This window comes from Vibrio penaeicida (genome assembly GCF_030689305.1).
GTDB classification, from domain to species: Bacteria; Pseudomonadota; Gammaproteobacteria; order Enterobacterales; family Vibrionaceae; genus Vibrio; species Vibrio penaeicida_B.
Genome location: NZ_JAUYVM010000003.1, coordinates 88,974 through 102,099, shown reverse-complemented (window position 1 = coordinate 102,099; position 13,126 = coordinate 88,974). Strand labels below are relative to the sequence as shown.

Below are 13,126 nucleotides of genomic sequence, written 5' to 3'. Positions count from 1 at the left end.
CCCTGAATTTGGATTACTTGCGAAGTTCGTTTTGCTTCCATAACTTAAAGATAGCGGGCAAAACCAATAACGTGAGCAATAATGCCGATGCCATTCCGCCAATCATTGGGGCGGCAATGCGCTGCATCACTTCCGAGCCGGTGCCATCCCCATACATGATCGGTATCAAACCAATAATCACCGTCAGAACCGTCATCATGACTGGGCGAACACGCAGCCCTGCCCCTTCACGAATGGCGTTGGTCAGGTCATCTTTGCTTAATGGTGTTCCGGTTTCTGCTGCATCGAGCTTTTTGTAATGCCACGCTTGATTGAGGTAAACCAGCATGATGACCCCAATCTCAACCGCCACACCTGCCAGAGCGATAAACCCAACCCCAACCGCAATGGAGAAGTTGTAGCCAAGGTAATGCATCAGCCATAAACCGCCGACCATGGCGAGCGGCAACGTCAGCATGATGATCAGCACCTCTCCGACACGTCGGAAGCTGAAATAGAGCAGCAGCATAATGATGGCAATGGTGATAGGTACGACGACACTCAAGCGTTCTTTCGCTCGCTCCATGTACTCGTATTGCCCCGACCAAGCCAGCGAATACCCGGCAGGAAGCGACAACTCGCTAGCCACAACTTGCTGCGCTTCAGCTACATAAGAGCCCAGATCGCGACCTTCGATGTCGACAAACACCCAGCCGTTCGGACGAGCGTTTTCTGTTTTGATCATCGGGGGGCCGTCTTCATAACGAATGTCGGCAACATCGGCGAGGGCAATACGCGCACCGCTTGGTGTTACCAAAGGCAGGTTTTCCAACATCACTACAGAATCACGATACTCCTGTGGGTATCGAACATTGATCGGATAGCGCTCCAACCCTTCGATGGTTTCACCCACGTTCATGCCCCCGACCGCCGTCGAGATCACTTGCTGAACGTCTTTAATGCTCAAGCCATATCGGGCAGCCGAGCGGCGCTTGATGTCGATGGTGACATACCGACCGCCTGCTACGCGTTCAGCGTAGACGGAAGCCGTACCGTTAATTCCATTCAGAATCGGTTCAAGCTGTGCACCAATGGTTTCGATCACCTTAAGATCAGGGCCCGCTATCTTGATGCCGATCGGGGTTTTAATGCCCGTCGCCAGCATGTCGATACGGGTTTTGATTGGCATAACCCACGCGTTGGTTAAGCCGGGGAATTGAACCAGATTATCCAGCTCTTTCCGCAGTGATTCGCTTGTCACCCCAGCACGCCATTCAGACTTGGGTTTAAACTGAATCACGGTTTCGATCATGGTAAGCGGTGCAGGATCGGTGGCGGTTTCAGCTCGCCCAATCTTGCCCCATACAGTGTGCACTTCAGGCACGGTTTTGATCAGCTTGTTGGTTTGCTGCAATATCTCTCGCGCTTTACCAATTGAAATGCCGGGATAGGTCGTCGGCATGTACATCAAATCGCCTTCATCCAATGGGGGAATAAACTCGCTGCCCAATTTACTGGTTGGGTAATAGGCAGAAGCCATTAAACCAAGCGCTAAGACGATCATGGTTTTGGGAAAACGCAGGCTGACACTCAACAGCGGTTTATACAACGCCACCAACCCCTTGTTGATAGGGTTCTTGTGTTCAGACAGGATCTTTCCTCGAACGAAATACCCCATCAAAACAGGCACAAGTGTAATCGCCAACCCTGCTGATGCAGCCATGGCGTAAGTTTTGGTGAACGCGAGGGGCGAGAACATTTTCCCTTCTTGACCTTCTAAAGCGAACACAGGAACGAAGCTCAATGTGATGATGAGTAGCGAGAAGAACAGTGGCGCGCCCACCTCTTCCGCCGCTTTACCAATTACCTGCCATCGGTTCTTGTCGGTCAGGGGCGTGCGCTCAATGTGCTTGTGCACGTTCTCGATCATGACGATGGCCCCATCCACCATGGCACCAATAGCAATCGCGATTCCCCCAAGCGACATGATGTTGGCGTTGATACCCTGCCAATGCATGACCATAAACGCAGCCAGTATCCCAACGGGCAAACTCAACGCGATAACCAAAGAAGAACGGATGTGGAACAGGAACAAGGCACACACAATCGCCACAACGATGAACTCTTCCGCCAGCTTCTTCCAAAGGTTTTCAACGGCAGCATTGATTAGGGTGGAACGATCGTATGTTGCGACTATCTCGACACCATCAGGCAGGCTGCGTTGCAGTTCTGCGAGCTTGGTTTTCACATTGGCAATCACTTCACTGGCATTTTCACCAAAACGCATCACAATGACGCCACCAGCCGCTTCACCCTCACCATTGAGTTCTGAAATACCCCGTCGCATTTGGGGTCCTAGATTAATGTCTGCAATGTCTCCTAATAGCAGTGGTGTCCCTTTTTCAGTCACCTTTAATGGCAGCGATTTGATATCGTCAATGCCGCTTAGATAGCCCGTTGTACGCACCATATGCTCGGCTTCGGCTACCTCAATCACCGATGCGCCCGACTCCTGATTGCCATTTTGAATCGCCATATTCACCTGCTGTAAAGTCAGGTTGTAGGCACGTAGCTTGGCGGGATCGATCTGGACTTGGTATTGCTTAACCATACCGCCTACCGTGGCGACTTCTGATACTCCCTCTACAGTTTGCAATTCGTATTTCAAAAACCAATCTTGCAGGCTGCGTAATTGCGCCAGATCGTGCTGCCCAGTTTTGTCTTGCAGTACATAACTGTAAACCCAACCGACTCCCGTTGCGTCTGGTCCTAATGTTGGTTTTGCATTGGACGGTAAGTTAGGCGCCACTTGGCTAAGGTATTCCAGCACTCGCGAACGTGCCCAGTACATGTCGGTATTGTCATTGAAGATGATGTAAACGTACGAATCCCCAAAGAAGGAATAACCACGCACGGTTTCCGCGCCCGGTACCGCTAACATGGCGGTTGTCAGCGGATAGGTCACTTGATCTTCCACCACTTGTGGCGCTTGTCCGGGATAGCTGGTTTTGATGATCACCTGAACATCCGACAAATCGGGAATCGCATCCACAGGCGTATTTTTAACGCTGTAAAGTCCACCAAGCACCAAAGCTAAAGTAGAAATTAGCACCAAAAAACGGTTACTGATGGACCAACGAATGATTGCATTTATCATACTCAGCCCTCAGCTTCTATTTGCTTAAGTCGATATTCGCTGCCTTGCTTTTCAACTAGAAATCGAACTTTTTGAGTTTCCTGAAAGGGCGAAAGGTCAAGGTCCTCCTCGACCGTGAAGTTCATCTCTCCTTCTTCCCAGCCCCACTCTAAAACAGGTGAGTGACTTAGGGTGATCATGCCGAATTCTGCCATAAGTGTGTTTACTTCTCCGGTTATCCACACTTCTGCCGCAAGCACGCTTTCACCCACTTTGTAGTCCACAATTTCGTATTGACCGGACTCGGTTTTCTGCATTTCAAAATCGATGGCTTGCCCTTTGCCAAGCTCCTTCATTTCCACGTTTTCAGCAAAGGTGAAATTCATTACCATGCCTGGCCAGTTCCACTCCGGTACAGGCTGATGATTGATGGTCAGCATCCGGTGTCCTTCCATGACATCGGTGATTTCCCCTTTCGCCCAAACGGTCTCGGTATCTGCCTCCACTCCGTTTATGCGCGCCAGATCGGCAGTTTGGCTCGATTCAGAATCCAGCATGAAATGAGCAGACGTAACGATTCTGTCTTCCGGCTTCAGCCCTTGCAGCACTTCCACTTTTTCTCCCGCTTCACGCCCTACCTCAATGCGAGCAGAGCGATACTTCCCGTTTCCTACCGCAAGTACCACTCGTGTCATGCCACCAGATCGAATCACCGACGATTTAGGAATTGTCAGCACCGATTCTTCGCTGATAGGTTGCAAGGTGATATTGGCGAACATGTTGGGCTTCAAATCCCCCTGAGGATTGGGAAATTTCAGTCGGACACGAAGCGTGCGGGTTTTAGGGTCAAGAATCGGGTAGATGTAGTCCACTTCGCCCTGCCACTCATTACCCGGAACAGAATCCAGGGTCATCTTCGCGTTGCTGCCTGTATTCACCCAGTGTGCCTGACGCTCAAACACTTCAGCATCAACCCACACGTTGTCGAGCGGTCCGGCACTGATCACCGCCTGAGAAGGCGATAAATACCCACCCTCACGAATGTTCAGGCTGGCAATCACACCATCCGCTGGTGCTTTGATTTCGATGGTTTGCGACGCTCGACCGCGGCGGGTAAGGGTGCGGATCTGGCTGCGATCGACACCCAGCGTCAGCAGGCGTTCGGTCGCCCCTTTCACTAAGCCCTTTCGCCCCGTCTGGTAAGCACTGATCAGTTCTTCCTGCGCTTTAACCAGTTCAGGTGAATACAGGGTGAACAGTACGTCTCCCTCGTTAACTCTCTCCCCCACGGCGTTAATGAACAGCTTTTCTACCCAACCAGCGACACGCACATTGGTTTGCCAGAGCTTGCTCTCATCAAAGGCGATATAACCTACGGTTTCGATTGATGGTGACAACGGCTCGCGACTGACCGAGGCGGTTTTCACCCCGAGATTGTTTTCGACCGATGGATCAATCTTGACCGTGCCTGGCTGATCGTTATCACCATTCAAGTCTTCTGCATAAACGGGAACAAGGTCCATCCCCATTGGCGATTTGCCCGGTTTATCTCGTTGGTAATTCGGGTCCATCGGCGCGACCCAATACAATGGCTCATCAGAGCTGGCGGCTGGGCTGGCGACAGCACCCATGCTGTGGTTTTCATCTGCGACGTAATGATTCACCCCATACCCTAGGGCTCCGCCAACTAAAAGTGCAACGACGGCAACTTGCAGTGTTTTCATTTGTTGTTTCCCTTATTAATTTGAGCGATAGGTGTGCGTGAGATCAGGCGAGTCGACCTGAAACTCAAAAGCGCTGAGCAGAGCCGCGAGATTGCTGTTCACCACATTCAGGTCGGTGACAAGACGTTGTTGTTCCAGTTGCAATGCCAACTCATCGTTGGATGCCGCTATCACATCGCTGAACTGCGCGGTGTTGTTCTGATAGCCCCGCTCTACCGCACGGATCCGCGCGTTGATTTGAGGCATAAGGGAAGATTGGTAACGCGCCAATCGCTGTTGCAGATTGATTCGGTCACTCAGAAGGGTGTTCACCTTGGCGTTCATTTGCTGAAGTAAGGTGTCTCTTTGAAGCTGCGCCGCTCCAACCTGATATTGAGCGGCAGACTTGTTTTTGTCTTGTCGGTTTTCAGTAAACAGCGGAATGTCTAAAGTGAGGTACGCGCTGACCAGATCGGACGCTGGCTCGCCGCGCATATTGTTGGCTTGTCTGTTAGCGTACATCACCTCGATACCAAACTGCGGCGTATACGCCTGTTCGGCAATGTCCACCTGCGTTTTGCTGACCTGAATCTGGCTGTCTGCCATTTTTACCATTGGGTGCAATCGCAGCGAAGTGTAATGCCTGGTGGCGTCAGGCGTTGAAGCAAGTACGCGCTCCAGTTTTAACCAGTTACGCTGATTAGACGCCTCCAGTTTACGCTGCGAAGAAGCGAAACTGTCCAGCCAGTCTGCACCCAGCCACTCGGACATCTGAGCTATCAGGCGACGCTGCATTTGCTGATTAGCTTCAAGCTTTTCATCCAGCTTAGCGACTTGAAGCTGGGCGTCTAACCAGTCCTGAGCTTCGCTTTTACCGTTGGAATAGTTGGTTTTGACAAAGCTTTCCAGCTCCGTCATTAGGCGTTTTTTCTCTCGCAGGATTTGCTTCGATACCTGCTGATACCCAAGCTCTAGCCAAAGAGTGGTCATGCTGTTGGCAATGTTCAGCTCTCTGGCTTTGACCTTAAGGTTCACACCCTGTGCCTGCTGATTGGCTTTTTTCTGGTTGAGCTCTAGGGTTGAACCACGCTCAAATTGCTGCATGACCCCAACCGACATGTTGGTCATCGGGTCTTGATCAAACTGAAAACTGTCGATGGGCAAACCGCCAAATCCGACTTTGACTTTTGGGTCCATCAAGGTGGCGCTGGCCTCGCCCATCTCGCGCATGGCAACGGACTGAGCGTAGAACTGCTTTCTGGCAGCGTCTTGTTCTATGGCGGCATGAATCAATTGCATCAAGGGTTCATAACGTTCCACTTGAGTCGATCCAGCTTGCTTGGGCGTTATCGATGAAGACTCGGAAGCACCCACCCACAAAGGCGTTGCAGCCAAGCTAACACCAACAACCAGTGCGAGCTTTCTAAATTGTATTGTCACTGTGTATATCCAAAATCTGGGCGCAATACGCCAATAAATCGGGCTTCATTCAGAAGCGGTGAAATCAGAAAATGGATTCAGTGATTGGGGGTCGGAAAAGGGATTGAGTACGAGAAAGTACATCACCGATAGTGATGGAAGCGATTGGGGCAAGGGCAAAGTCTGCCACATTCATCGAGCTACGAGTAAGCAAAGGCACAAAAGTGACACCACACACAGCAGCACAACAGGTATGTCCTTCATGGGACGCGGAAGAACAAGCGTCTGACGCGTTGTTTTTGCCACTATCCACCATCAATGAATGGATGGGTCTATCTGGGGAATGCGATTTGTGAGCAGATTGATTGTCTGCGGTAGGAGAGGAGCTGGTATGACAGGGAGAAACGTTGCTTTCAATCTGATGTTCTGCCATTGTCATCATCATAATGGGGGCACTGGTAACAAACCCTGAAAACAACAAGGCAACAATGCTGAGCATTGTAATCCAGGTTGTTTTTATTCGTCTGTTCATAGCGCACCTTTAAGTCAATCGCACCCCGACTCTAAACCTTACCCTAGGGGGAAGGTCAAGGGCTCGTAACAAAAAAAGCCCCTCCAGTAGAGGGGCAAGAAGTACCATCGCTTATAGTTATAAGTCTATGCCAGTAAAAGCGTTTTTTATCAGCCAGTTTGTTAACCAAAGTCGCCGTTAACGTAGCCTTGTGTGCGGTCGTCTTTTGGCTGGCTGAAGATGACTGGCGTATCATCGTGTTCAACCAATTCGCCCATCAAGAAGAAAGCGGTTCGATCTGAAATACGGCGAGCTTGCTGCATTGAGTGCGTGACGATAACGATGGTGTAATCTTTCTTTAGCGATTCCATCAGCTCTTCGATTTTGTGTGTAGCAATCGGGTCCAGTGCAGAAGTCGGTTCGTCCATCAAGATCACATCTGGTTCCATGGCAATGGTTCGAGCAATACATAGACGTTGCTGCTGACCACCTGACAACCCAAATGCATGAGATTTCAAACGATCTTTTACTTCGTCCCACAATGCCGCACCGCGAAGTGATTTCTCGACAACAGAATCGATGTGTTTTTTGTCTTTCACGCCTTGAGCGCGTAATCCGTATGCCACATTTTCGTAAATGCTCATTGGGAATGGGTTCGGTTTTTGGAACACCATACCAACTTTGATACGCAAGTCAGACACATCGATATTGCCGTAGATGTTCTCGCCGTCCATATCGAGCTTACCCGTAATCTTCACCCCTTCGATCAGATCGTTCATGCGGTTTAAACAGCGTAGAAGCGTGGACTTTCCACAACCCGACGGACCAATCAATGCGGTCACCTGACGAGAAGGGATAGGCAGATTGATGCTCTTAAGGGCTTGGTTACTGCCGTAAAATAGGTCTAGATTCTCAATATCAAACTTATTCATTACTTACTCTCTTAATTCTTTAAATCTGTGTCATTTCGCTTAAGCAAAAGGTTCTGTATTTGTACGTCGCGGTGCTAATACGTTGAAATATCAGTACGTCGCGGTATTAAAGCGTCTTGCGATAAATTTGGTGATCATATTGATCAACAAGACAACGACGATAAGAACGGTGGCTGTACCGTAGGCTTGGTTCCACTCTTCAACAGTGAACAGCTCGGTTGTCAGCTTATAAAGGTGAACGGTTAGCGTTCGACCAGAATCCAACAAAGAATCTGGAATACGCGCAACCATGCCCGCTGTTAGGAAAACAGGAGCGGATTCACCAATGACACGACCAATACTAAGAATGACCGAGGTTAAAATACCTGGCATTGCGCTTGGCAATATTAAGCGCCAGATAGTGTAGATTTTAGAAGCGCCAAGACCGTAAGAGCCTTCGCGGAACGTTTGTGGAACCGCCATTAGGGCTTCTTCTGTCGTACGGATGATGACAGGAAGTATAAGGATACTCAGTGTTAACGCACCCGATAGAATCGAGAACCCGAGCCCTAATATGGCAACAAAGAATGTCATACCGAACAGGCCAAATATGATGGAAGGTATTCCCGCCAGTGATTCAGTACAGAAACGGATGATCTTTACGAGCTTGCTGCCTACTTTGGCGTATTCCGTCAGGTAGATGGCCGTCATAATACCGAGCGGCGCAGCCACCGCGATGGACGCGATAACCATGTAGATTGTCGAGACAATCATGGGGAAGATACCTTGTTCATCCCCAGTGCGTGTATAGTTATCGGTGACGAATGCCCAATCAACGTGTTTCAACCCGTTGGACAAGATGTACCAGATAATCCAAAACAGAAAGCCAACTGTTAACGCTGCGGAAATCCAAACAAAGGCGTTTAGCATGCCGTCTTTAAAGTTACGTGCTTTTTTCAACTTACTTACTTGAGTGTTATTGCTCATGATTACTTCGCCTTCTCACGGTTTAGGTACAGAAGAACGGCATTCAAACTCATGATGAATACCAGCAATACCACGCCTGTCGCGTAGAGTGCGCTAGCGTGAACACCACTTGCGTACGACATTTCGATAGCGATGTTCGCGGTTAATGTACGTGCGGAATCCAAAATGCCTTCAGGCATCGCAGGGGCATTCCCCATCACCATAATAATGGCCATAGTTTCACCCAATGCACGGGCAATACCTAGAATTACGCCAGTCATAATTCCCGAGCGCGCAGCAGGAACAAGCAACTTAAAAATGGTATAGATTTTTGATGCACCCAGAGCCAAAGAGCCTTCTTTGTAGGTTCTCGGAACCGCGCGGATAGAGGTTTCGGATACGGTGATCACAGTGGGTAAAATCATCACACCCAATACGATGATCCCAGCTAAAATCGTGTTACCTGCCGGAACATTAAAGATCTGCTGAATCAGTGGAACAATGATAACCAACCCGAAGAATCCGTATACCACGGAAGGAATACCCGCTAACAGTTCAACCGCAGGGCGGATGATATCGGCTAAGCGTTTTGGTGCAATTTCAGCAATGAAGATGGCGGTTAACACACCAATTGGCACCCCCACAATAACCGCGCCGAAGGTAGACACTACCGACGCCACAATCATGGTCGCAACACCGTAAAGTGCCGGTGGCAACCAGTCTTGCCCAAAAACGATGCCGGTTACACCCGCTTCTTGGAAGGCTGGAATACTTTCTGCAACGATGAAGTAAGCAATGGTTGCTAAAGAGACGATACCGATAACGGCACTGCTCAGGAATAAAGAATGGAAAATACGCTCTTTCCAATCTACGCGCTTTTTCTCACGCAGTGGACGGTTTTTTTCTGCGTTTTCGCCACTCATAGACTTTTCACTATTGATCGCGATGGTCATAAAAAATACTCATATCGAAAGGTTCGAAATGGAAAACGCTCAGCCCTCGCGGGCTGAGCAAATATTTTAAAAAGGAGCTTAGTTAACTGTGATGTAGCCTTTTTTCGCTACAAGAGATTGCGCTTCAGCAGCCACCATCCAGTCTAGGAACTTCTGAGTTTCTGCTGATGGTTTGCCTTGTTTAAACAATACAAGGAATGGGCGAGCAACTTTGTATGAACCGTTTTTCACGTTATCTACAGTGGCTGGTGTGCCGTCGATTTCAAGAGCTTGAACCGAAGAATCAACGGTACCTAAAGAAATGTAGCCAATTGCAAACGGGTTACTTGCTACCATTGTTTTTAGCGCACCATTGCCGTTAGCAACTTGTGCACGTTGAGAAATCGCTGAAACCTTTTTGCCAGAGATTTTCTTTTTCAGCTTCATGATGTCTTCGAATGCACCACGCGTACCTGACGCAGTATCACGAGTGATTGCAACGATAGGCTTGTCAGCACCGCCAACTTGTTTCCAGTTAGTCACTTCGCCTTTATAGATAGCTGTTACTTGTTCAGCCGTTAGCCCCTTTAGACCATTCTTAGGGTTAACCACAACCGCGATACCATCACGAGCAACAACCAGTTCTTTTAGAGTTGGCTCTTTTTCAGAACTTTTTAGGTTGCGAGATGACATACCTAGATCCGCACTTCCATTTTTCGCGGCTTTCACACCAGCAGAAGAACCAGGACCTTGAACTTCAATGAAGACGTTTCCGTTCGCTTTCATGTAAGTTTCAGAGAACACTTCCATCAGTGGAGTAACACTGCTAGAACCGACAGCAGAGATAGTTTCTTTAGCTAGAACTGGGTTTACTGTTAGTGTGCCTAGTAGAGCTAATGCACCGATTACTGTTTTTTTCATCACAATTTCCTTTAGTGGCATTCATCGCCGTTGTGTTTCACTTGACGCTGCTCACTTTAGGATGGATTTATGACAGTCATGTTTCACTAGTTTGAACCCTATATGACAGGTTACCAATGGAAAGGACTCGTCATTCCATTTTGTTAGTTTTTCATAAATAGAGAGGCTTGAATTGAAACAGAAGAAAGAGCTCTGAATTCCGCACCTAGAGGTAGGTTGAGTATATAGTTCACTCTGATTTATAAAAACGCGAGATAGTTCAACGCAGTTCTATAACATTTCGTGCATAGTTCGCGGGTTTAAAAAATCGAAGTTGGCTAAGGAATGGAAAAGTGAGAAAAAACACATTGGCAGTTGCCATTGCATCGGGCTTAATATTAACGGCATGTGGTGGTGGATCGTCTTCAGATACAGGGAAACCAGTTCTGCCTATATCAACAACAGCGTTATCAGGTGTCATAAATAAAGGCATCGTCCTGAATGGTTCCGTTGAAATCTGTGATGTCTTTGATAGCACTGGCTGTAACAAAGAGCAAAGTGCTTTTTATCAAGAGACCGTAACAAATGATAAAGGGGCCTACCTGCTTACAGGGGCTCCAACGGGCATACCTTTACTGGTCTTCGTCTCAAAGAAAGACGCATCAACATTGATGAAATGTGATATTGCAGTTTGTGACGATACAACTACTCCGAATATTGTGTTTGGTGATACATTTGAAGTGGCGAATGACTGGAACCTAAAAACCATTATCCCAATGGCTTCAGGCAACAATGCGAAAGTTCACGTTACATCACTAACTGATATTGCCGCTGAAGAGGCGTTCTCAATCGCAGGCTCCAGTGCTATCACAACTACCATCGGCTTGCGAGCCAATTCGGCTGTCCAGCAATCTTTTGGTTTAACACGATCCATTCTAGGTATGGGTGGCATAGACCTAACTGACGCATCAGCACTTAAAAATGCAAATGCAGAAGACTTAGCTGCCGCCACATACTCAGCTGCACTCCTTACCGTTACGGATGAAGAGAAAAAATCTCTAATTGATTTAAATGCTAACAAGGTGAATGTTTCAAAGGTTCAAGAGATTTTAACCAAATCATCTGACCTTATTGACGTGATTGAAGCAAACGCAAACAAGCACGCCAGCTCTGACGAACGAGTGGATCTAACCCAAGCAAAACAAAAAATTGATGTCACAGAGCCACCAGAAGAGGTGCAATCCGGCGGTTCTGAACACGCAAACGAAATCTTAGCTGCCAAATCCTTTATGCAAGATGTTCGCTCTGCCTATGAGTCAGTGCAAGATGAAGGAAACCTAAGAAATGGGTTAGAAAACTTCGGTGAACGGTTAGAAGTACTTGGCTCTCTGAATACTGAAGACAGTGAGATCGTTCTTAAAGAGGTAGGAAAATCGATAAGTGCCATAACGGAAGCTGTTCAAGCTATTTCCAATTTACCTGAAGATTCAGAGGTGAGCTCTCCTTATTATTCTAGTCATGGGATTGTTGTCGAAATTCAGGAAAACACATTCAATGTAGACTACGATGGTATTGAAATTTCAGCGACTATAGACAAAATTTCAGTTGATAACGATATCATTGAGACTGCTGGTTGTACGGTGTATGACGCAGAAACCAACCAGTGTGAGCATTCAGAAACGACTAGTGTCGCAGTAGAACTAGAGGTCAATATCACTGCTACTTCAAACGGCACGACATTGACCGGAGAAGGGGAAATTGAGTTAAACGGGCTAACGAATACTAGCTCATTATATTCTTATGATTTTGCAAACGGAGCATCAAACGTAAGTATAAAGCATCTTGAGCAACTGCAAATCGAGAACCTTAACCTTATTCTCAGATCATCTCTGGTCAATAATGACATTGATTCTGACTTCAAAGGTGAAATCAAGCTGTCATTAGAGGATATACTCGACCAAAATATCTCAGAGTATGAAAGCTCTCAAGTGGTGCCTACCTCTTACGACTTCAATTATTCTCGTACAGAAACTGTACTACAGCATGCTAGTGCGATAGGTATTTTACTCGAAGGTGAGTTATCTATTGAGCAGGAAAGCGTATCGGCATTGCTCGACTTGCGTTTCACTAACGACAGAGGAACCATAATCTCGGACATTAATATAACTCGAGGTTATTGCGGATACTGGCATTGTTCTACAACTTCAACGGAACAAAACCAATCACGCCCTCCGCAAAATGAGAGTAGCAGCAACTTCACACGTGTTTACGCCGTCATAGAGGTCGAAACAGAACTGAATGACGCTCAAAATGAAGCCATGCCGGCTTCGGTTAAGCTTGAAGCACACAGAGAGTCTTATGAAAGTGGCGAAATTGCGCTCACTGTCGATTATAACGGTGTGGACACTATTCTAGAAAGCAGCATCGATGTTAATAGCGAGGAAGTACCAAACCTTGTTATTCGTAACGAAAACAGCGTCGAAGCAGTACTCGATATTGAGAACAAATCGGGTATTGTTAAAGTGAATGATGTAACGGTCGGTACTATTGATGAATCCAGACATGGTTTAGTGCTCATTCGCTACACAGACGGATCGTTTGAATCCCTCTTTTAGTGTAACCGAGTCAATCCTACAGGGGCATTCGTGCCCCTTTTTTAAACCTCTCAA

The 13,126-nt window shown here is 47.7% G+C and carries 9 protein-coding genes; 1 reads left to right on the top strand and 8 read right to left on the bottom strand.

Going from position 1 to position 13,126, the window contains the following annotated elements; translation table 11 throughout:
* Positions 1-13 precede the first annotated feature (13 nt).
* From Q8W40_RS06430 to Q8W40_RS06395, 8 genes are all read right to left on the bottom strand, one after another.
* Positions 14-3,136 (bottom strand): efflux RND transporter permease subunit, encoded by a 3,123-nt coding sequence (locus tag Q8W40_RS06430; RefSeq protein ID WP_305396390.1) that lies wholly within the window; start codon positions 3,134-3,136, stop codon positions 14-16.
* Between the two features lie 2 nt (positions 3,137-3,138).
* A complete protein-coding gene (locus Q8W40_RS06425; RefSeq protein ID WP_305396389.1) occupies positions 3,139-4,839 on the bottom strand; it encodes an efflux RND transporter periplasmic adaptor subunit in 1,701 nt (566 codons plus the stop codon).
* A gap of 15 nt (positions 4,840-4,854) precedes the next feature.
* The gene (locus Q8W40_RS06420) at positions 4,855-6,168 is read right to left on the bottom strand and encodes a TolC family protein (RefSeq protein ID WP_370693369.1); all 1,314 of its coding nucleotides are present in this window, start codon (positions 6,166-6,168) and stop codon (positions 4,855-4,857) included.
* Between the two features lie 154 nt (positions 6,169-6,322).
* Positions 6,323-6,769, bottom strand: a complete 447-nt coding sequence (locus tag Q8W40_RS06415; RefSeq protein WP_305396387.1) for a hypothetical protein — start codon at positions 6,767-6,769, stop codon at positions 6,323-6,325.
* Positions 6,770-6,930: 161 nt separating this feature from the next.
* Positions 6,931-7,680: a phosphate ABC transporter ATP-binding protein PstB gene (gene pstB, locus Q8W40_RS06410; RefSeq protein ID WP_101110309.1), complete on the bottom strand. Its 750-nt coding sequence runs from the start codon at positions 7,678-7,680 to the stop codon at positions 6,931-6,933.
* A 90-nt stretch (positions 7,681-7,770) separates the two neighbouring features.
* The gene (gene pstA / locus Q8W40_RS06405; protein WP_101110310.1) at positions 7,771-8,646 is read right to left on the bottom strand and encodes a phosphate ABC transporter permease PstA; all 876 of its coding nucleotides are present in this window, start codon (positions 8,644-8,646) and stop codon (positions 7,771-7,773) included.
* Between the two features lie 2 nt (positions 8,647-8,648).
* Positions 8,649-9,578, bottom strand: coding sequence for a phosphate ABC transporter permease subunit PstC (gene pstC / locus Q8W40_RS06400; RefSeq protein ID WP_101110312.1), 930 nt, complete (start codon positions 9,576-9,578; stop codon positions 8,649-8,651).
* A 78-nt stretch (positions 9,579-9,656) separates the two neighbouring features.
* Positions 9,657-10,478 carry a phosphate ABC transporter substrate-binding protein gene (locus Q8W40_RS06395; RefSeq protein ID WP_305396386.1) on the bottom strand — a complete coding sequence of 274 codons (822 nt, stop codon included), beginning with the start codon at positions 10,476-10,478 and terminating at the stop codon, positions 9,657-9,659.
* Positions 10,479-10,810: 332 nt separating this feature from the next.
* Between Q8W40_RS06395 and Q8W40_RS06390 the strand changes: the two genes are divergently transcribed.
* Positions 10,811-13,072, top strand: a complete 2,262-nt coding sequence (locus Q8W40_RS06390) for a hypothetical protein (RefSeq protein ID WP_305396385.1) — start codon at positions 10,811-10,813, stop codon at positions 13,070-13,072.
* The last annotated feature ends 54 nt before the right edge of the window (positions 13,073-13,126 follow it).